17 protein-coding genes are annotated in these 21,344 nt (G+C 59.4%); 8 read left to right on the forward strand and 9 right to left on the reverse strand.

Annotated elements, in window-relative coordinates; translation table 11 throughout:
• Positions 1-43: 43 nt before the first annotated feature.
• The 7 genes from F3H58_RS01845 to F3H58_RS01875 all read right to left on the reverse strand — a co-directional run bounded on the left by F3H58_RS01845 (position 44) and on the right by F3H58_RS01875 (position 7,793).
• A complete protein-coding gene (locus F3H58_RS01845; protein ID WP_149741012.1) occupies positions 44-760 on the reverse strand; it encodes an AAA family ATPase in 717 nt (238 codons plus the stop codon).
• 162 nt (positions 761-922) lie between these two features.
• Positions 923-1,297, reverse strand: coding sequence for a hypothetical protein (locus tag F3H58_RS01850; protein WP_149741013.1), 375 nt, complete (start codon positions 1,295-1,297; stop codon positions 923-925).
• On the reverse strand, positions 1,298-2,443 hold the full coding sequence (locus F3H58_RS01855) for an iron-containing alcohol dehydrogenase (RefSeq protein ID WP_149741014.1): 1,146 nt from the start codon (positions 2,441-2,443) through the stop codon (positions 1,298-1,300). It lies immediately after the preceding gene.
• Positions 2,440-3,828: an aldehyde dehydrogenase family protein gene (locus F3H58_RS01860; protein ID WP_149741015.1), complete on the reverse strand. Its 1,389-nt coding sequence runs from the start codon at positions 3,826-3,828 to the stop codon at positions 2,440-2,442. The genes F3H58_RS01855 and F3H58_RS01860 overlap by 4 nt, the downstream gene beginning before the upstream one ends.
• A gap of 18 nt (positions 3,829-3,846) precedes the next feature.
• Complete coding sequence (locus F3H58_RS01865; protein WP_149741016.1) at positions 3,847-5,214, reverse strand: glutamine synthetase family protein; 1,368 nt, start codon at positions 5,212-5,214, stop codon at positions 3,847-3,849.
• A 64-nt stretch (positions 5,215-5,278) separates the two neighbouring features.
• Complete coding sequence (locus tag F3H58_RS01870; RefSeq protein WP_149741017.1) at positions 5,279-6,793, reverse strand: amino acid permease; 1,515 nt, start codon at positions 6,791-6,793, stop codon at positions 5,279-5,281.
• A 226-nt stretch (positions 6,794-7,019) separates the two neighbouring features.
• Positions 7,020-7,793, reverse strand: a complete 774-nt coding sequence (locus tag F3H58_RS01875; protein WP_149741018.1) for an N-formylglutamate amidohydrolase — start codon at positions 7,791-7,793, stop codon at positions 7,020-7,022.
• A gap of 174 nt (positions 7,794-7,967) precedes the next feature.
• On the opposite strand from F3H58_RS01875, the gene F3H58_RS01880 reads away from it, so the two are divergent.
• From F3H58_RS01880 to F3H58_RS01910, 6 genes are all read left to right on the forward strand, one after another.
• Entirely contained in the window at positions 7,968-8,846 is an 879-nt protein-coding gene (locus F3H58_RS01880) for a MurR/RpiR family transcriptional regulator (protein ID WP_003522811.1), read from the forward strand.
• A 291-nt stretch (positions 8,847-9,137) separates the two neighbouring features.
• On the forward strand, positions 9,138-10,244 hold the full coding sequence (locus F3H58_RS01890; RefSeq protein WP_149741019.1) for an ABC transporter substrate-binding protein: 1,107 nt from the start codon (positions 9,138-9,140) through the stop codon (positions 10,242-10,244).
• 104 nt (positions 10,245-10,348) lie between these two features.
• On the forward strand, positions 10,349-11,233 hold the full coding sequence (locus F3H58_RS01895; RefSeq protein ID WP_149741020.1) for an ABC transporter permease: 885 nt from the start codon (positions 10,349-10,351) through the stop codon (positions 11,231-11,233).
• Positions 11,230-12,012, forward strand: coding sequence for an ABC transporter permease (locus tag F3H58_RS01900; protein WP_035261247.1), 783 nt, complete (start codon positions 11,230-11,232; stop codon positions 12,010-12,012). Before F3H58_RS01895 ends, F3H58_RS01900 begins: the two co-directional genes overlap by 4 nt.
• A gap of 12 nt (positions 12,013-12,024) precedes the next feature.
• On the forward strand, positions 12,025-13,083 hold the full coding sequence (locus F3H58_RS01905; protein WP_149741021.1) for an ABC transporter ATP-binding protein: 1,059 nt from the start codon (positions 12,025-12,027) through the stop codon (positions 13,081-13,083).
• A gap of 94 nt (positions 13,084-13,177) precedes the next feature.
• Entirely contained in the window at positions 13,178-14,221 is a 1,044-nt protein-coding gene (locus tag F3H58_RS01910; RefSeq protein ID WP_149741022.1) for a zinc-dependent alcohol dehydrogenase family protein, read from the forward strand.
• 44 nt (positions 14,222-14,265) lie between these two features.
• Here F3H58_RS01910 and F3H58_RS01915 read toward each other — a convergent pair whose 3' ends face one another.
• A complete protein-coding gene (locus tag F3H58_RS01915) occupies positions 14,266-14,910 on the reverse strand; it encodes a hypothetical protein (protein WP_149741023.1) in 645 nt (214 codons plus the stop codon).
• 331 nt (positions 14,911-15,241) lie between these two features.
• On the opposite strand from F3H58_RS01915, the gene F3H58_RS01920 reads away from it, so the two are divergent.
• Together F3H58_RS01920 and F3H58_RS01925 are read left to right on the forward strand one after the other, a co-directional pair.
• Positions 15,242-16,018 carry an AAA family ATPase gene (locus F3H58_RS01920; protein ID WP_149741024.1) on the forward strand — a complete coding sequence of 259 codons (777 nt, stop codon included), beginning with the start codon at positions 15,242-15,244 and terminating at the stop codon, positions 16,016-16,018.
• A gap of 78 nt (positions 16,019-16,096) precedes the next feature.
• Positions 16,097-17,428 (forward strand): MFS transporter, encoded by a 1,332-nt coding sequence (locus F3H58_RS01925; RefSeq protein ID WP_149741025.1) that lies wholly within the window; start codon positions 16,097-16,099, stop codon positions 17,426-17,428.
• 69 nt (positions 17,429-17,497) lie between these two features.
• Here the strand turns inward: F3H58_RS01925 and metH are convergent, their stop codons facing one another.
• The gene (gene metH, locus F3H58_RS01930) at positions 17,498-21,271 is read right to left on the reverse strand and encodes a methionine synthase (RefSeq protein ID WP_149741026.1); all 3,774 of its coding nucleotides are present in this window, start codon (positions 21,269-21,271) and stop codon (positions 17,498-17,500) included.
• Positions 21,272-21,344: the final 73 nt, after the last annotated feature.

The following is a 21,344-nucleotide window of genomic DNA, read 5'->3' on the forward strand; positions in this document are numbered from 1 at the left end:
GGTGATGAAGACCGCAGACGGATAGAACGCCGAAATCAATGTTTCAGGCGGCCTTGCGGGTGAAAAGACGCGCAGGTTGCGTGCCCAGCCGCAAAAGACGTTTCGGCAGCAGGCCGATGACTTCGGTGGCGAAGGCTTTCGCGTTCTCCACCGCCTTGTCGATATTGCTGACCTTGTCCTTGTCGAGACAGAGGAGCGTACCGCCATAATCGAAAATATCGCGATAGGCCGCTCTCTCGACAATCGGCGTATTGAGCACCGAGACGTTCTTTTCCGCCAGCAGCATTTTGACGAGCAGCAGGGAGCGCGTCGCCACCATGGCATTCACCCGCGTCAGCACGATCGAATGGGCGATAGCCTTGCCCATCTTGCGGTTCAGGAATTCGATGTGATCCAGAACTTCGGCAGCGCCGCGCGCATCCATGGCTGAACCTTGAACCGGGATCAGCACATGATCGGAAATGCCGAGCGCCATGGTCAGAAGCGGGCTTTTCGCACCCGGCAGGTCGATGATGAAACAGTCGGTATTGGTTTTATTCTCGCGAATATGGCCTTCAAGCGAAGCCATCGTCACATGCGAAATCACCGAGAGATTTTCGATCTCGCCGGACAAGTCGTGCCAGCGGGAAATCCACAATTGCGGATCGGCATCCAGAACCGTCACGCGGTGACCGCTGCGGGCCAGTTCGGTTGCCAGAAGCAGCACTGCTGTCGTTTTTCCGGCACCGCCCTTGGTGTTGGCGAAAGTGATGACTGACATGACACCCCCTGTTGGTCAGAGCCGTTTCATGCTCATTCACGCACCGAAGCAATTCATGGTGCTTTCCATAACCTTAACGAACATGGTTAAGAAAAGACTAAGATCGTTTTTGGGGACAACAAAAAGCCCGCGATAAATCGCGGGCTTCTGTCATCCGATTGATCACGCCAGCTTTCGGCAGGACCCGACATCGTCCGCGCGCAGGCGGCCGGCTTTGAGATCTTCGTACTTTGGCAAATTCAGGGAACTGCCCAGGCTTTTCTCAACTGTTGCACGATCAAGCGTGATCATGCGGCCGGCGCTGGTGAAGGATACCATGCCATTCTTTCCGGAATACGCCATAGTCGCGCGCATCTCACAGAAATAGCGGTCGGAGCCCTTGGACAAGTTCCATCCCCGGATTCCCGCCTTGTTGCTCGATAGGGTTCCGACTTTGTAACCCTGACCGGAAAGCTCCTTAAAAGAAGCGGCCTGCGCCACATAAGGCAGACTTAAGAACGCCACTGCCAGCAATGGCGACAATGCTGAAAATCTCATTTAAAAGCAGTCCTCGAACAACTTCTTCGTATTCTCCAGCGTCATCGGCACCGGATTACCGCCGCAGCTCGGATCCTTGATCGCCTCCGCCGCGAGTTCGTCGATACGATCGGGCTTGATGCCTAGGGCGGTCAGGTTTTCCGGCACGCCGAGTTCCCTGCGAAGCCCCAGCACATAATTATAGAAGCCGTCGAAGCCACCGGAAATGCCGAGATAGGCGGCCGCGCGGGCAATCTTGTCTTCGATGGCGAGGCGGTTGAAGCGCAGCACCGCCGGCATGACGACGGCATTGGTCATGCCGTGATGGGTGTTGTAGACCGCGCCGATCGGATGCGAGATCGAGTGAATGGCGCCGAGGCCCTTCTGGAAGGCGACCGCCCCCATCGCCGCCGCCGCCATCATGTTGGTGCGCGCTTCGATATCCGTGCCGTCCTTATAGGCGCGCGGCAGGAATTCCTTGACGAGCCGCAGCCCCTCCAGCGCCACACCGGCGCTCATCGGATGATAGAAGGGCGACGAATAGGCTTCGAGGCAATGGGCAAAGGCATCCATGCCCGTACCTGCCGTGATGACCTTCGGCATGCCGACCGTCAGTTCCGGATCGCATATGACGACGCCGGGCAGAAGCTTCGGATGGAAGATGATCTTCTTCACATGGGTCTGCGAGTTGGTGATGACGCTGGCGCGGCCGACTTCCGAACCGGTGCCCGCCGTCGTCGGAACCGCAACGATGGGCGCGATCTTTGAAGCGTCCGCCCGGGCCCACCAGTCACCGATATCCTCGAAATCCCAGACCGGGCGCGTCTGCCCGGCCATGAAGGCGATGGTCTTGCCGAGATCAAGGCCAGAGCCGCCGCCGAAGGCGACGACGCCGTCATGACCGCCATCGCGATAGGCCCTCACGCCGGCTTCCATGTTGATTTCGTTGGGATTGGGATCGACCTCGGCAAAGATCGCCCGGCCGAGACCCGCCTCTTCCAGCACGTCGAGCGCATGCGCGGTGATCGCCATATTGGCAAGGCCGCGATCCGTCACGAGCAGCGGCTTTTGGATGCCGAGCGTCTTGCAGGCTTCCGCCAGTTCCTTGATCCGGCCACGGCCAAGCTTGACGGCGGTGGGATAGCTCCAGTTGGCGACGATATTCATTTCGTGACTTTCTTCAGATGGTAGGATTTCGGGCGGGTCAGGTTCTGGAAACCGAGAACGGATAGCGAGCCGCCTCGGCCGGTTTCCTTGACGCCGGTCCAGCAAAGGGCGGGGTCGAGATAATCGGCGCGGTTCATGAACACGGTGCCGGTTTCGATTTCGCGGCCGATGCGCCCGGCCCGGGCGGCATCCTGCGTCCACAGCGAGGCGGTGAGGCCATATTTGCTGTCATTCATCAGCGCGATGGCTTCGTCGTCGTTCTTCACTTTCATGATGCCGACGGCCGGGCCGAAGGTTTCTTCGGTCATGAACTCCATCGAATGATCGACATTGACGAGCACTTGCGGCGCGACATAAGCGCTCTCGCCGTCATCGGCGGGGAAAAGCTTCGGATCGACCAGCGCTTTGGCGCCCTTGGCAACAGCATCGGCGACCTGCGCCCGCACCACCTTGGCGAAACGCTTGTTGGCCATCGGCCCGAGCGTCGTTTCCTCAACCAGCGGATTGCCGAGCTTGTAGTTGGACACCCACGCCACGGACTTCTCGACGAAGGCGTCATAGAGGTTTTCGTTGACGTAAATACGCTCGATGCCGCAGCAGCATTGCCCCGAATTATAGGTCGCACCATCCATCAGCGTATCGACGGCGGCGTCCAGATCGGCATCCTCCATCACGTAACCGGGGTCCTTGCCGCCGAGTTCAAGCCCGAGACCGGTGAAGGTGCCGGCAGCGGCGCGTTCGATGGCACGGCCGCCTTCCACCGAACCGGTGAAATTGACGAAATTGAACAGGCCCTCGGAAATGAGCGCCGAGGTCGTGCCATGGTCCAGGAAAACATTGATGAAGACATCGTCAGGCACACCGGCCTCGACAAAAGCCCGCACCATGCGCTCGCCCACCAGCAGCGTCTGCGCCGCATGTTTTATGACGACCGTATTACCGGCCATCAAGGCGGGTGCGACGGTGTTGATCGCCGTCATGTAAGGATAGTTCCACGGCGCGATGACGAAGACCACGCCATGCGCCTCGCGCTCGATGCGGCGTTCGAAATTGCCGCTTTCCTCTATGACGAGCGGCGCCAGCGCATCGGCGGCGATGGAGGCGACATAGTTGGAGCGCTCGTTAAAGCCCTTGAACTCGCCGCCATAACGCACCGGACGGCCCATCATATGGGCAAGTTCCGGCACGACCTCATCCACCATTTCATTGAGGCGGGCGACACCCTTCAGAACCAGCTGAACGCGGTCCTCAAGCGGACGCCGCGCCCAGTCCTTTTGCGCCTTGCGCGCTCTCGAAACGGCGGCCCGCGCCGCCTCCAGCGACATCGCCTCCCGCTCGGCATAAACCGAGCCATCGATGGGCGAGATATTCTGGATCATGGTCATGATATTTTCCCGTAATGATTAGGCCCGTTCGAAACCGCGCGCCACTTCCCAGTCGGTCACGCGGCGGTCGTATTCTTCCTGTTCCCACCGTCCGGCATGGACGTAATGATCGATCACATCGTCGCCGAAGGCGTTACGCAGCATTTTCGATCCGTCCAGAAAGGCAGTGGCGTCACGCAGGGTCTTGGGTATCTCGCGCACGTCCTTGCCGCCATAGGCGTCACCGACAAAAGCGGGCTCAAGTTCAAGTTTATTTTCGATACCGTCAATGCCCGCCGCAAGCAAAGCCGCCATGGCGAGATAGGGATTGAGATCGGAGCCGCCGACGCGGCATTCGATACGGATACCCTTGGTGCCTTCGCCGCAGAGACGATATCCGGCCGTGCGGTTGTCGAGGCTCCAGATCGCCTTGGTGGGCGCAAAGGTGCCCGCCATGAACCGCTTGTAGGAATTGATATAGGGCGCGAGGAAATAGGTGATCTCGCTGGCATGGGCCAGAAGCCCGGCAACATAATGCCGCATCAGTTCCGACATGCCATGCTTGGCACCCTTGTCCAGGAACGCCGGGGTCTTGCCGTCGAGGCTCCATAGCGACTGGTGGATGTGTGAAGAACTGCCGGCGGCATTGTAGTTCCACTTGGCGAGGAACGTCACGGCCTTGCCCTTGGACCAGGCGATTTCCTTGGTGGCGTTCTTGATGATGGCGTGCCGGTCGGCCATGGTCAGCGCCTCGGCATAACGCACATTGATTTCCGCCTGACCGGGAGAGGCCTCGCCCTTGGAATTCTCGACCGGAATTCCCGCGCCCTGCAGGCCCTTGCGCAGCGCCCGCATGACGTCCTCTTCCTTGGTCGTCTGGAAGATATGGTAATCCTCGTTGTAACCGCTGGCGAGATTCAGCCCCCTGTAGCCGCTGGCGCGCGCCGCGTCGAAAGTCTGGTCGAACAGGAAAAATTCCAGCTCGGTCGCCATATAGGCCTTCAGCCCCATGGCCTCCAGCCGCGCCACCTGCTTTTTCAAGAGCGCCCGCGGCGAATGCGGCACTTCTTCATGGGTGTGATGATCGAGCACATCGCACAACACCAGCGCCGTGCCTTCCAGCCACGGCACGCGCCGCAGCGTCGAAAGATCGGGTTTCAGCACATAGTCGCCATAACCCTTTTCCCAGCTGGAGGATTTGTAACCGGGAACGGTTTCCATCTCCATGTCGGTGGCAAGCACATAGTTGCAGCTATGGGTTTCCTCAAAGGCGCTTTCAACGAAGAACTCCGCCTGAAACCGTTTGCCCATCAGACGCCCCTGCATGTCGACAAGGCAGGCCAGAACCGTGTCGATGCGCCCCTCGGCGACATCCATCTTAAGCGCGTCGAATGTGTAGCTCGTCATTTTGTCCGTTCCCTTTATTGTCGTGGCCGGGCGGCCGGAATGCGGCCGCCCGTTTGTTTGAGCATCAGGCCTTTGCAGCCGCTGCGGCAACCGCAGCCTGCTTGTGCTCCAGCGCGAATTCCTCTTCCGGCGACAGGATGAGGCGGTGGCGTCCGACAAAGGCAAAGTAAGCAATCGCCACGGCGAACCAGACCGCCACCCAAAGCACGCCCTTGGTGAAGTTCGGATCCTGGATCTGGTAAAGCAGCGTGACGATGGCGATGATGATCGTTAGCACCGCGCCCGGAATGCCGAAGGGCGAGCGGAACGGCCGCTCGATATGCGGCAGGTTCTTCCTGAGCAGGATGAAGGAAATCGCCTGCATGATGTAGGAGAACATCGCACCGAACACGGCCATGTTCAAAAGCACGCTGCCGATGATGCTACCGCCCTGTTCCGCACCCAGCGCGAACCAGATGACGAGCATGACCGCCAAGCCGACAATCGCGCCGGAAATATTGGCCACATATGGCGTACGGTATTTGGAATGAGTGATCGACAGCACGGTCGGGAAGTAACCCGCACGCGACAGCGAATAGATCTGCCGGCCCTGCGCGTAGAGGATCGTATGGAAGCTGGCGATCAGGCCGGTCAAGGCAACGAGACCCAGCACCACCACGCCGCCATCGCCATAGATCGCCTTGAAACCATCGAGCAGCGGCTCAAGCGAAGAACTGAGATGGAACGCGCCGACGCCCGGCAGGGACGGGTTGAGCAGCACGATCATGAAGGCCGAAACCATCAGCGTCACCATGCCAAGGATGATGCCCTTCGGCATGTCGCGCTTGGGATCGACCGATTCTTCCGCCGCCAGCGGCAGTTGCTCGATGGCAAGGAACAGCCAGACCGCGAAAGGCAGCGTGGCGAGAACGCCCGAGAAACCGAAGGGGAAGAAGGAACCGCCGCCCTCCGGCAGCTCCACCGCCTTGCCGTCAGGTCCGACACCGATATTGAGCGCGAAACGCGAAAAATCGATATTCGGGATGGCGCTGATCCAGAAGAACACCAGAACGGCAAGCGAAATCAGCGTGATGACCAGCGTCACCTTGAAGGAAAGCTCAAGCCCGAAGACATTGAGCGCAAGGAATATCGCGTAAAACGCTATCCATACGAAGGGTGAATAGGCAGGATCGAGGCCGAGAATGGAGTTCACATAGGCGGTGATGAAGGTGACGACGACCGCCGGCGTCAGCACATATTCGACATTCTCGCAAAGCCCGGTGATGAAGCCGCCCCATGGGCCCATGGCCGTGCGGGCAAAGGAATAGGCCGCACCGGTATGTGGCAAGGCCGGGCTCATTTCCGCAATCGAAAATGTCAGCCCGAGATACATGATGGCGATGATGATGCCCGCCACCAGCATGCCGCCCCAGCCGCCGGTGGAAAAGCCGAAATTCCATCCGGAAAAATGCCCGGAAATGACCGCGCCGACGCCGAGCGACCAGAGCGACCACACGCCCGCATAACGGGATAGTCCGCGTTTTTCGAAATAGGATGCATCAGCCTTCTTGTAGCTGACGCCTGACGATGAACTGTCCATGCCCTTCTCTCCTGAATAAGAAAAAAACAAGCCAGTCAGCCGTTATTGGCCGATTGTGCCCCAGTTTCCAGCTTCACCCGGGAGTCTCCCGCGATTGGCCGCACGCACTTGCTGTTCCCTTGCCGCTTCGTGTTTTTCCGGCTGCGTGGCCGGTTTTTATAAAATGGCGGCAGTCTCATCTGGCAGCCGGCCCCGGTGTTTTCACCATCGGCCGGCCATAGCTCCCTCACTCATCGATCGATGAGAGCGCCTTCCCCATAAGCTCGTAAAGAAAACCGGCGATTGCCGCCTGCTCTCCTTCATTGGTGATGAGATCGTTGCGGACCTCGATCATGACGTTCAAAAGCCCGTCCGGCAGCGCATGCAGCCGCAACGTATGCGTCACGCCGTCTTCCGGGCCATAGGGATCGTTGCGATTGACCGTGAGCGCGGACCCTTCGGCGCCCGCCAGCATCGCATCCGCGAGGCGGCTGTCGGCATCGTGCAGGATGCCAATCTCAACCTTTCGGAACCGGCCGTGATAAACCGGTGTGAAACTGTGGATGGTCACCACCACCACGTTACGGCCATCCGCCTGCCGCGCGGCGATGATCTCGCTCACCCGGTCATGAAACGGCACATAAAGTGCGGAGGTTCGGGCGAAACGCTCCGCTTCGCTGAGATCGAAATTGCCGGGAATATCGTAAATCTCGCTTTTCACCGGCATGGCGGAAGGCGATTCGGGCGGCCGGTTGCAATCATAGACGAGACGCGAAAACCGCTGATAGACGAGCGTAGCGTCAAGCTTTTCCGAAAGCAGCCGGGCAACGGCCAGAGCGCCCGGATCCCAAGCCGCATGGCTCGAAAGCACCTCCGGCGAAAGACCCAATGTGCCGAATTTCTGCGGAATGGTGGCGGAGGCATGTTCGCAGACGAGAAGGACGTCGCCCTTAGCCCCAGCATTCTCGATGCCGACGGCCTGCCCTTCCGCTTCTGTGAAAAACCGTGACCGCAGCGTCATGCACGAACCCCACCCGGAACCCCCACGTCCCGTCAACGCCGAAAAGAATTCTTCACATTATTGCGAGTGTCAAATGGAATTTTGAAATTTTCTCTTCATTTTCCGATTGACTCGATAGCTGGCACAGATGTTTATTTTAGCCATGCACCGGCAGAAGACCGGAAGGGGAAAAATTTGCGCAGCACGACGGCGACCGTGTCGGATGTCATTCATGCCCATTACGACGCACTGACCCGTTCGGAAAAACGGCTGGCGGAGAGCCTGCTCGGCAACTACCCCGTCTCCGGCCTCGGCAGCATCACCACCATTGCGGAAAATGCCGGCGTTTCGACGCCGACGGTCGCGCGCATGGTGCAGAAGCTCGGCTACAAGGGCTATCCGGAATTTCAGGCGCATCTGCACCAGGAACTGGAAGCGACGATCTCCGGCCCCATCGCCAAACATGACCGCTGGGCAACCAATGCGCCCGGCCTGCACATTCTCAACCGCTTCGCCGATGCCATCACCGGTAATCTGCGCGATACGCTGAGCGATCTCGACACCGCCGTCTTCGACAATGCCGCAGCGCTGCTTTCCGACCGCAAGCGCAGCATCTATTTCGTCGGCGGGCGCATCACCGGCGCGATTGCCGAATATTTCTTCACCCACATGCAGGTGATCCGGCCGAAGACGACGCTGATGTCGTCGAATTCCAGCGCCTGGCCGCAATATATGTTGAACATGAGCGCCGGTGACATACTGGTTATCTTCGACATCCGCCGCTACGAGCACGACATGACGACGCTGGCCGAAGTGGCGAAAGCCAACGGCGTGCAGATCATTCTCTTCACCGATCAATGGACATCGCCGGTGGCGCGCCACGCGCTGCACACTTTCCGTGTCAGGATCGAAGCTCCCTCGGCATGGGATTCCTCCGTGGTCACGCTGTTCGTGGTCGAAGCGCTGATCGAAGCGGTGCAGAACGGCACCTGGGATGAAACCAGGGAACGCATGAACGCGCTTGAAGGCCTGTTCGAACAGACGCGGCTGTTCCGCAGACCGGACAGAACATGAAACTACATAGCCGGGCAACTTGCTTGACGCGGATGCCGCACGCTGATTGGATACCTGTCATCGCTACCAGCACGATAAAACAGGATAAGAAACCAAGCTGGGGAACATATCTGGCCACCACGGATCATGAGGGAATCTCCCGCAATTGCAGGCAAAAAAGCCGGGTGATGGCGGAAAACGGGCGTAAAGTGACGGAATCCGGATAAATAAATTGCAATCCAGCCGTCACATTAGCTTCATCGAGAATCCGTATCAGCGTCCGCAATATGAGAACACGAAGAGGAGAAAAAAGTGATCTCTCACTGCCGCCGACTGCTTGCTACGACCACTGCACTGGTCATCGCCTCCACCGCAATTGCCGCCGCTGAACCGAGCGCCGAGCTGATCGCGGCCGCCAAAAAGGAAGGCATGCTGACCACCGTCGCCCTGCCGCACGACTGGTGCGGTTACGGCGACGTGATTGCCGCCTTCAAGGCGAAATATCCGGAAATCACCGTCAACGAACTGAACCCCGACGCCGGCTCCGCCGATGAAGTCGAAGCCATCAAGGCGAACAAGGACAACAAGGGCCCGCAGGCTCCTGACGTCGTTGACGTCGGTCTCGCTTTTGGCCCGCAGATGAAGGCCGAAGGCCTGCTGCAGCCCTACAAGGTCTCCACCTGGGATGAAATCCCTGACAACGTCAAGGATGCAGACGGCTACTGGTACGGCGACTACTACGGCGTCATGTCGATGTTCGTGAACAAGGACCTCGTCAAGAACACGCCGAAGGACTGGGCCGACCTGCAGAAGCCGGAATATTCCGGTCAGGTAGCGCTTGCCGGCGATCCGCGCGCCTCCAACCAGGCGATCCTCGGCGTTCTCGCCGCCGGTCTTTCCACCGGCGCAAAGTCTGGCAAGGAAGCCGGTGAAGCTGGCCTGAAGTATTTCGCCGACCTCAACAAGGCCGGCAACTTCCTGCCCGTCATCGGCAAGGCCGGCACGCTGGCACAGGGCGCAACCCCGATCATCATCGCCTGGGACTATAACGCCCTTTCCTGGAAAAAGACGCTGAACGACAACCCGCCGACCGAAGTCGTCGTGCCTGAAAAGGGCGTTCTCGCCGGCGTTTACGTTCAGGGCATTTCCGCCTACGCGCCGCATCCGAATGCCGCCAAGCTGTGGATGGAGCACCTCTACTCCGACGACGGTCAGCTCGGCTGGCTGAAGGGTTATTGCCACCCGATCCGTTTCAACGCCATGGTCAAGGCCGGCAAGGTTCCACAGGAGCTGATCGACAGCCTGCCGCCGGCAGCAGCCTATGAAAAGGCGATCTTCCCGACGCTCGAGGAAGTCGACGCCAACAAGGCTGCCGTCACCGGCGGCTGGGACAGCGTCGTCGGCGCGAACGTGAAGTAAACTGTTGAAAACGCACCCCGGCCAATCAAAAAGCCGGGGTGCTTCTTTTATAATAAATACCTTAATAGACAGACCGTTTTGAAAGCGGCGTTTGGGGACAAGGCATGTCATCGACCAACACCGGCGGACCTTCCGACGCGGGCAGAAAACTGCCTCTTCACTGGATAGGGATCGTACCTTTTGCCGTTTTTGTTCTGCTGTTTCTGATTCTGCCGACGATGAAGATCGTCATCGGCGCGTTTCAGCGGACGGATGGCAGCTTCACGCTGGAAAATATCGCCGGGCTTTTCACCTCCTCCATCCTTGCGGCCTACTGGATTTCGATCAAGATCAGCCTCGCTTCGGCGGCGCTGGGCTGCCTGATCGGTTTTGCCGTGGCGGCCGCCGTGGTGCTTGGCGGATTGCCGCAGCGCATTCGCGGACCGCTGCTGACCTTTTCCGGCGTCGCTTCGCAATTCGCCGGCGTGCCGCTCGCCTTCGCCTTCATCGCCACGCTCGGCCCGGTCGGCCTTCTCACCATCTTTCTGAAAACGCAGGTCGGCGTCGATCTCAGGCTCCTCGGCTTCAACATCCTGTCCTTCTGGGGTCTAACGGTCACCTATCTGTTCTTCCAGATACCGTTGATGATCCTCATCATTACGCCTGCGCTGGACGGGCTGAAACGCGAATGGCGCGAGGCTGCGGAAATCCTCGGCGCAACCGGCCTGCAATATTGGCGCATGGTGGCCTTCCCCATCCTGCTGCCGTCGCTGCTTGGCACCATGTCGCTTTTGTTTGCCAATGCCTTCGGTGCGGTGGCCACCGCAATTGCCCTTACCGGTTCCTCGCTCAACATCGTGCCCATCCTGCTGTTTGCGCAAATCCGTGGCGACGTTCTCGGCAACCCGCATCTCGGTTACGCCCTTGCCTTCGGTATGATCGTCGTCACCGGCATCGCCAATGCGCTTTATATCTGGCTGCGCGCCCGCAGCGAAAGGTGGCTGAAATGAAGCGGTTTTTCGCCTGGGGCGCGCTGATTTTCGGCCTGCTCTATTTCGCCCTGCCGCTGATCGGCATGACCAACTTCTCGCTGAAAATGCGGCGCGGCGAATACTCATTCGACGCCTATGGCAAGGTGCTGACCGATCCGCGTTTCCAGGAGACCTTCAGCTATTCTGTGGTGATGGCACTGTTCACCATCGTTTTCGGGGTTCTGCTGGTGGTGCCCACCGCCTATTGGGTGCGCCTGAAATTGCCGAGCCTGCGCCCCTATATCGAATTCATCACGCTTTTGCCGCTGGTCATCCCGGCCATCGTCATCGTCTTCGGTTACATCCGGCTTTACAACACGTCGAGCTGGCTGCCACTGACCGGCACGAGCTTCGGCACCAACCTGCTTTTGATGTTCGGTTACGCCACACTGGCCTTGCCCTATATGTACCGCGCCGTCGATACCGGTCTCAGAACCATCGATGTGGCGACGCTCACGGAAGCGGCTCAGAGCCTCGGCGCGGGCTGGACGACCATTCTCTCGCGCATCATCCTGCCCAATGTTCTGGTCGCCGTGCTGTCCGGTGCGTTCCTGACCTTCGCCATCGTCATCGGTGAATTCACCATGGCAGCTCTTTTGAACCGCCCGGCCTTCGGCCCCTACATGCAGCTGCTTGGCGCCAACCGCGCCTATGAACCGGCCGCACTTGCCGTGATTTCCTTCGGCATCACCTGGGGTTGCCTGGGTCTGATCCAACTCGTTTCACGCTACCAGAAGGGCGCGCCTCCCAAGGCCTGAGGACAATTTTTCATGAGCTTTTTGACACTTAGCAATATCAAGAAATCCTTCGGCTCCGTGCAGGTCGTGCATGATTTCAACATGGCCATCGAAAAGGGCGAGTTCGTCTCCTTCCTCGGGCCATCGGGCTGCGGCAAGACCACCGTGCTGCGCATGATCGCCGGCTTCGAAACCCCGAGTGGCGGATCGATCGTCATCAACGGCAAGGACCAGACGGCGCTCAGACCGAACCAGCGCAATATCGGCATGGTGTTCCAGGCCTATGCGCTGTTCCCCAACATGAATGTTTATGAAAACGTCGCCTTCGGGCTCAAAGTCGCCGGCAAGCCGAAAGCCGAGATCGACGCCCGCGTGAAGGAAATGCTCCAGCTTATCCATCTGGAGCATCTGGCGGACCGTTACCCCTACCAGATGTCGGGCGGCCAGCAGCAGCGCGTGGCGCTTGCCCGCGCGCTCGCGCCGAAGCCGGAAGTGCTTCTGCTGGATGAACCGCTCTCCGCGCTTGATGCCAAGATTCGCGTGTCGCTGCGTGAGGAAATCCGCCAGATTCAGCAGAAACTCGGCATCACCACCATTTTCGTGACTCACGATCAGGAAGAGGCCCTGTCGATTTCCGACCGCATCGTCGTCATGAATGGCGGCCGCGCCGACCAGATCGGCTCCCCTTTCGACATCTACAACAAGCCCGCGACCCGCTTCGTCGCCTCTTTCGTCGGCACGCTGAACCTCATCGACGCCACTGTGGTCGATTCCTCATCCAACACCATCCGTGTCGGAGAGCAGCAGATCACCCTGCACAAGCCGGTCGATGCGGCGAACGGCGAAAAAATCACCCTTGCCCTTCGGCCGGAAGCGGGCTCGCTCGGCAGCGAAGCGAAAGGCGATGTCGCCATTTCCGGCCTCGTCACCTCCAGCCAGTTCCTCGGCTCCGTGATCCGCACCCGCCTCGATCTCGGCGGCTCGACCCTGTCTTTCGATATGTTCAACGATCCCGGCACAGCACCGCCCGCGGTCGGTGAGCAGGTGACGCTGAAATTCGCAGCCGGCGACCTGATGGTCATCAAGGACTAAAGCGCTTTTCCAGACGTAAAACCGCTTCGCCCATTTGCGGGACATGGTAGAGCAGGTATGACTTCGAACCTGCATACCAAACATTGAGGCCATGATGCGCGCGCTTTTTTACGAACTGTTCGGCGAAACCCCGGTTGTCGCAACCCTGCCGGATCCGGAACCGACCGATGGCGGCGTGGTCATCGAGGTAAAGGCGACCGGCCTTTGCCGCAGCGACTGGCACGGCTGGATGGGACATGACCCGGATATCCGCCTGCCGCATGTTCCCGGCCACGAATTCGCAGGCGTGGTCGCCGCCGTCGGCAAAAACGTCACCCGCTTCAAGACCGGCGACCGCGTCACCGTGCCCTTCGTCTCCGGCTGCGGTCATTGCCATGAATGCCGCTCCGGCAACCAGCAGGTCTGCGAGGCGCAGTTCCAGCCCGGCTTCACCCATTGGGGCTCCTTCGCCGAATATGTCGCCATCGATTATGCCGATCAGAATCTGGTGCACCTGCCGGAATCGATGACTTATGCCACCGCTGCCGGCCTCGGCTGCCGTTTCGCCACTTCCTTCCGGGCCGTGACTGATCAGGGACGCCTGAAGGGCGGCGAATGGCTGGCGGTCCATGGCTGCGGCGGCGTCGGCCTCTCCGCTATCATGATCGGCGCTGGCCTCGGCGCGCAGGTCGTCGCCATCGATATTGCCGAAGACAAGCTCGAACTTGCGCGGCAGCTCGGCGCGACCGCTACCATCAACAGCCGCGCGGTTGCCGATGTTGCCGAGGCGGTTCGCGAGGTGACGGGCGGCGGCGCACATGTCTCTGTCGATGCGCTTGGCCACCCGCAGACCTGCTGCAACTCCATCAGCAACCTGCGTCGGCGCGGCCGCCATGTGCAGGTGGGCCTCATGCTGGCCGATCACGCCATGCCCGCCATCCCCATGGCCCGGGTGATCGCGCATGAGCTGGAGATCTACGGCAGCCACGGCATGCAGGCATGGCGTTATGAGGACATGCTGGCGATGATCGAAAGCGGCAGGCTCGCGCCGGAAAAGCTGATCGGTCGCCACATCACGCTTTCCGAGGCAGCAACCGCCCTGCCCGCCATGGACAGCTTTAAGGAAAGCGGCATCAGCATCATCGACCGGTTCGAGTAGTGCAGGCTCCTGAGGCCGCCTGAGGTTTAGGGATTTTGCACCGCTCAGGCGCTCCTGCGTCCGAATGTCCGGACCGCAGTGGTTCCTCGCGCAGACGCATGGGCCGGCGATGCTGCCGGAACACGCGCCGCGTGATCCGTCTGGCTATCGCTCCATTGACGGTTTACCAGCTGTTTCTTGCGGACCTCCAGCGGGTCGGGGGTGTCCTCCTCCTCCTGCCGCTTACTTCCCGCAGCTGGGGAGATCGTCGCCAGTCGCGAAATCCACCGCACTAGCTGCATGCCCTTGTGAACAAGCGCGAAGATACCAACAATTGCGACCGCTATGATAATCACGAGGTTCCAGGGCGCGTCGCTGGCCCTCGCCGCCCGCTCCATGCGGTCTTTTGTCGTCGGATCAAAACCAAGCGTCGCCTTCAGCCTGGCGATATCCGCATCGCTGAGCCTGCCGTACCGCTCGCCGCGATACAGCACATAACCGCTCCTATCCCCGCTGTTGAGATAACCAATGTCGAATGCTCCCCCGTCGCGAAGAAAAGGCTCGTTATCCGGCAGATCGTAAACGAGATCGATCGTCTCGCCGCCGCCGAATCCGGGGATGGCAAAAAACCGGGACTTCCGCGCCTCAGCTTCGCTCACGAATATCGCGGAAAATAGAAACGCGACCGAAAAAAGCACAATATGCTTCATTCACTCTCCCCAACAACAACGAGAATGACAACAACTGGCATTGCTGAATTAATTTGAAGTTTATACTTACGACAACATCCCAAGATTAAGATAAATATTGCATATATCTAATATTGATCGATTTATTACCAAAAATTGTTTGTACTAATTTATAATAAAATGAACTTCGAACGATTCGGCATGTCGTATCTCCGCCAACCCTGCAAACCGTTGGTGCGAACAGCGCCCCACGTTAAGCCGCAATCACACGCAATTGCTTTGAGCATAGCGCCGCGATGATGCGACAGAGCGCAACGTCGGCGAACATGACGGATTAGATAAGGAACGCGACATGCTGTTTCTCGATAGCGTAACCATGAAAGAGACGCCGGACGGAAGAGACGACTATCCCTTCTCCGTTCCGGCGTTACGCCACCTGGAACGCCTCGAATTCAAGACGCCGATCACCTTTTTCGCCGGTAATAACGGCTCGGGAAAATCGACACTGCTGGAGGGTCTGGCGGCGGGAATGACGGCCTATGCCATCGGCAATCATGGCCAGGTCAAGGGTGATCTCTATCTCCAGCATGCCGAAACCGTGGCGAAGGCCTTCTATTTTGCCCGCAAAAAATATCCGAAGATCCGCATGTTTCTGCGCGCGGAAGACGTGCTTGGCTATATCCGTCGACAGAACGAGGAAGCACTGGACGATTTTCGCTGGGAGCGGGAAAAGGCTCTGAAAAACGGCGAGGATTTTCCGGAAGAGACGCCGGAGACATTTCGCGGGATTGTCAGGAACAACAGCCTCGACCGGCGATCGCATGGCGAAGGCTTCCTCGATATCATGCATCGGCGCCTGCATGGCGCCGGCCTCTATTTTCTCGACGAACCGGAAAGCCCGCTTTCGCCGCAAAAGCAGCTGGAGCTGGCCGCCCTCATCCGTCACGCCGCCGATAGTGGCGGGCAATTGATCATCGCCACCCACTCACCGGTGCTATTGGCCATTCCCGAAGCCACGATTTATCATTTCGACGCAGATGGCATCACCGAGCGCCTCTATGACGAGCTGGAAAACATCGCCTTCCTGCGGCGCTTTCTCGATCGTCCATCCAAATACCTGAACGATTGACGACCGATAAGGCTTGAAATCCCGCCGCTCTTGCCGCATGCCCATAAGTAATACGTAATTTAGAAAAGAAGCAGCCTCATGTCTCCCACCACCACACCGGCGGTAGCCCGGCCCCTTAACGGTCAGGATTACAGAACTCTTGGCCTTTCGGCCCTCGGCGGCGCGCTCGAATTTTACGATTTCATCATCTTCGTATTTTTCGCCACCGTCATCGGCCATCTGTTCTTCCCGCCGGAAATGCCGGACTGGCTGGTGATGATCCAGACCTTCGGCATCTTTGCCGCCGGTTATCTGGTGCGCCCCCTGGGCGGCATCGTGCTCGCGCATTATGGCGACCGTTACGGCCGCAAGCGCGTCTTCGCCTTCTCCATCCTGCTGATGGCGCTCTCCACGCTCGGTATGGCGCTGATGCCGACCTATGCCACCATCGGCGTGGCCGCCCCCATCCTGCTCATCGTCCTGCGCATGCTGCAGGGCGCTGCCATTGGCGGTGAAGTGCCGGGCGCATGGACCTTCGTTGCCGAACATGTGCCCTTCCGCCGCGTTGGCCTCGCCTGCGGCTTCCTCACATCGGGCCTTTCCTTCGGCATCATGCTGGGTTCGCTGATCGCTTTCGCCATCAACTCGCTCTTCACACCGGAAGACGTGGCCGGTTACGCCTGGCGCATTCCCTTCCTGCTCGGCGGCATTTTCGGCCTCATCGCCGTCTATCTGCGTCGCTGGCTGGAAGAAACGCCGATCTTCACCGAGATGAAGAAGTCGAAATCGCTGACAGACAAGCTGCCGCTTGGGCTGGTGCTGAAGCACCATATGCGCGGCGTGGTCATTTCCGCCCTGCTGACCTGGGTTCTCTCGGCCGCCATCGTCGTCACGACACTGATGACGGCCACCTTCCTGCAGAAGCTTTACGGTTATACCCCGACACAGGCGCTGGCCGGCACCAGCTTCGGCACGCTGTTCCTGATCTTCGGCGTCATCATCGCCGGCGCGCTGATCGACCGTGTCGGCTCCGGCATCTTCTTCATGGGGGCCAGCATCTTCTTCGGCATCGCCACCTTCACCTTCTACAGCTATGCCGGCACATCCCTTCAAACCATGTTCGTGCTTTACGGCGTCATGGGCCTGTCGGTCGGCATGGCCGGCGCGGTGCCATACGTCATGGTCCGCGCCTTCCCGGCCTCGGTGCGCTTCTCCGGCCTCTCCTTTGCCTATAACGTCTCCTATGCCGTCTTCGGCGGGCTGACGCCGATCGGCGTGACCACGGCGCTTGCGATTAACCCCATGGCCCACGCCTGGTATCTGGTCTTCATCGCCGTCCTCGCCTTCTGCATTGGCCTTTACCTCTATCTGCGCGGCAGCGAGGTGGAGAGCCATGTCGGCATCGAGGAACTGGCGGCGTTACGGTCTTAAACGACCCAATGAATACAAAAAGCGCGGGTCTTACCCGCGCTTTTTTATTGAATGGCCGCACACCGAACATCAGGCCGCGCTGTCGATTTCCTCAGCGCCGTTCGTCGGCACGTAGTTGAGGACTGGTCCGAGCCAGCGCTCCACCTCTTCCACCGGCATATCCTTGCGGCGCGCATAATCGAGAACCTGATCGCGCTCCACTTTGGCGACACCGAAATAATAGCTCTCGGGATGGCCGATATAGATGCCCGAGACGGAAGAGCCGGGCCACATGGCATAACTTTCCGTCAATTCCACACCCGCCGCATTGGTGGCGTCGAGCAGGGCGAACAGCGTCTTCTTTTCGGTATGGTCGGGCTGGGCAGGATAGCCGGGTGCCGGGCGAATGCCGGCATAGGCTTCGCCAATCAGCTCATCGCCGTTGAAGTTTTCCTGCGGCGCATAACCCCAGAATTCCTTGCGCACCCGCTCATGCATGCGCTCGGCGAAGGCTTCCGCGAAACGGTCTGCCAGCGCCTTGACGAGGATTGACGAATAATCGTCATTCGCCCGCTCGAAACGCTCGGCAATCGCCACTTCCTCAATGCCCGCCGTCACCACGAAGCCACCGACATAATCGGCAACGCCGCTATCAACAGGTGCGACGAAATCCGACAGCGCCACATTCGGGCGACCATCGCGCTTGGAAAGCTGCTGGCGCAGCGTGAAGAAGGTCGCAAGCTCTTCGCCGCGGCTTTCATCCGTGAAAAGCCGGATATCGTCACCCACGGCGTTTGCCGGCCAGAAGCCGATCACCGCGCGCGGCCGGAACCAGTTTTCCTCGATGATCTTCTTCAGCATCGCCTGCGCATCGCTGTAAAGCTGCCGCGCCGCCTCGCCCTGCTTTTCGTCATCGAGAATGGCCGGGAAACGACCCTTCAATTCCCAGGTCTGGAAGAAGGGCGTCCAGTCGATGTAACGGGAAAGCTCTTCCAGATCATAAGTTTCGAACACCCTGGTGCCGAAGAATTGCGGCTTGACGGCGCTATAGGTCGACCAGTCGATCTTGTGCGCATTCTCGCGGGCGCGGGAAATCGGCAGGCGCTGCTTTTCACGCTCGTTGCGGGCATGCGCTTCCGCCACCTTGGCATATTCGCTGCGAATACCGTCGATATAAGCGGGCTTCTGCTCGGCGGAGAGAAGCGCCGACACGACGCCCACGGCGCGTGAAGCGTCGGTGACATAGATCGCCTGGCCCGCCTCATAACGCGGATGGATTTTCACCGCCGTATGCACACGGCTCGTCGTCGCGCCGCCGATCAGCAGCGGAATATCGAAACCCTGCCGCTCCATTTCGGCCGCCACATGCACCATCTCGTCCAGCGACGGAGTGATGAGGCCGGAAAGGCCGATCACATCCACCTTTTCGGCAATCGCCGTTTCGAGGATTTTCGTCGTCGGCACCATGACGCCGAGATCGATGATCTCGTAATTGTTACAGGCGAGAACGACGCCGACGATGTTTTTGCCGATATCGTGCACATCGCCCTTCACGGTCGCCATCAGCACCTTACCCGCAGCACTGCGCTCGGCCCCGCCATTCAGGCGTTTTTCCTCTTCCATGTAAGGAAGCAGCACGGCAACCGCCTGCTTCATCACGCGGGCGGATTTCACCACCTGCGGCAGGAACATCTTGCCGGAACCGAAGAGATCGCCGACCACATTCATGCCGGCCATCAGCGGCCCTTCAATGACGTGCAAGGGGCGCTCCGCCTTCTGGCGCGCCTCTTCCGTATCGGCCTCGATATAGTCGGTGATGCCGTTGACCAGCGCATGTTCCAGCCGCTTTTCAACGGGCAGCTCGCGCCAGGAAAGGTCCTGAACCTTCGTATCCTTGGCGCCCGTGCCACGGAAACGCTCCGCGACCTCCAGCAACCGTTCCGTCGCGTCGTCGCGACGGTTCAGCACCACGTCCTCGCAGGCCTCACGCAGTTCAGGGTCAATATTGTCGTAAACCGCAAGCTGCCCGGCATTGACGATGCCCATATCCATGCCGACCTGAATGGCGTGGTAAAGGAACACGGCATGCATCGCCTCACGCACCGGCTCATTGCCGCGGAAGGAGAAGGACAGGTTGGAAACGCCACCGGAAATATGCGTGAGCGGCATGGTTTCGCGGATGGTCTTAGCGGCTTCGATGAAATCCACGCCGTAATTATTGTGCTCCTCGATACCCGTCGCAACGGCAAAGACGTTGGGGTCAAAGATGATATCTTCCGGCGACAGGCCCGCCTTCTCGGTCAAGAGCTTGTAGGCACGCGAGCAGATCTCGACCTTGCGCTCGTAAGTATCAGCCTGCCCGACCTCGTCAAAGGCCATGACCACGACCGCAGCACCGTAATTATGGACGAGCCGCGCCTGCTGGAGAAACTTCTCCTCGCCTTCCTTCAGCGAAATCGAATTGACGATCGACTTGCCCTGAACGCATTTCAGGCCGGCCTCGATGATCTCGAACTTGGATGAGTCGATCATCACAGGCACACGGGCGATATCCGGCTCGGCGGCGATGAGGTTCAGGAACTCCACCATCGCCTTTTCGGAATCGATCAGACCCTCATCCATGTTGATGTCGATTATCTGCGCGCCGTTTTCCACCTGATCGCGGGCAACCGCCAGCGCCGCCGTATAGTCGCCGGCGGTGATGAGCTTGCGGAAGCGGACAGAGCCGGTGACGTTGGTGCGCTCGCCGACATTAACGAAGGGAATATCCTTGGTCAGCACAAAGGGCTCAAGACCCGAAAGCGACATGAAGGGCTTGTGTTCAGGGATCGGGCGCGGCTTGTAGTCCTTGACCGCTTCGGCAATCGCCCGGATGTGCTCCGGCGTCGAACCGCAGCAGCCGCCGACGATGTTGACGAGACCGTCACGCACGAAACCTTCCACCTGGCGCGCCATCATCTCGGGCGTTTCGTCATATTGGCCGAATTCGTTCGGCAGGCCGGCATTCGGATAGGCGCAAACGAAAGTATCGGCGACATCCGACAATTCCTGCAGATGCGGACGCATGGCATCCGCACCCAGCGCGCAGTTCAGGCCGATGGTGAAGGGGTTGGCGTGGCGCACCGAATTCCAGAACGCAGACGGCGTCTGGCCGGAAAGCGTGCGGCCGGAAAGGTCGGTGATCGTGCCCGAGATCATCACCGGCAGGCGGATGCCCTTTGCCTCGAAACGCTCCTCGCAGGCGAAGATCGCGGCCTTGGCGTTCAGCGTATCGAAAATCGTCTCGATGAGGATTATATCGGCCCCGCCGTCGATCAGGCCATCGATCTGCTCGCCATAGGCGATACGCAAGTCGTCGAAACTGACGGCGCGGTAACCGGGATTGTTGACGTCGGGCGAAATGGAAGCCGTGCGGTTGGTAGGGCCGATGGCGCCCGCCACGAAACGGCGGCGGCCATCTTCCCGCTCGGCGCGCTGGGCGGCACGGCGGACAATCGCGGCACCTTCGCGGTTGAGGTCGTAGACGGCGTTTTCCATCTCGTAATCGGCCTGCGCGATACGCGTCGACGAAAACGTGTTGGTTTCGAGAATATCCGCACCCGCCATGGCGTAGCGGTAATGGATGTCTTCGATGGCATCCGGTTGGGTCAGGATCAGAAGGTCGTTATTGCCCTTCTGGTGACAGGCACAGCCGATAAAACGATCGCCACGAAAATGATCTTCGTCAAAACCCAGCCCCTGGATCTGCGTGCCCATGGCGCCATCGAGAATGAGGATGCGTTCGCTGGCGGCTTCGCGCAGCGCCTTGAAAATTTCCGCGCCGTCACGCTTTGCCCCTTCAGGGCCGAACAGATCGTCAAACACGGGCACACTCCTCATTTCGATTTGCAAGATCGCAAGCCGTCAAGTCACATAAAGATATGTTTATGTCAATATA

This window comes from Rhizobium sp. NFACC06-2, assembly GCF_900101425.1.
Taxonomy (GTDB): domain Bacteria; phylum Pseudomonadota; class Alphaproteobacteria; order Rhizobiales; family Rhizobiaceae; genus Agrobacterium; species Agrobacterium leguminum.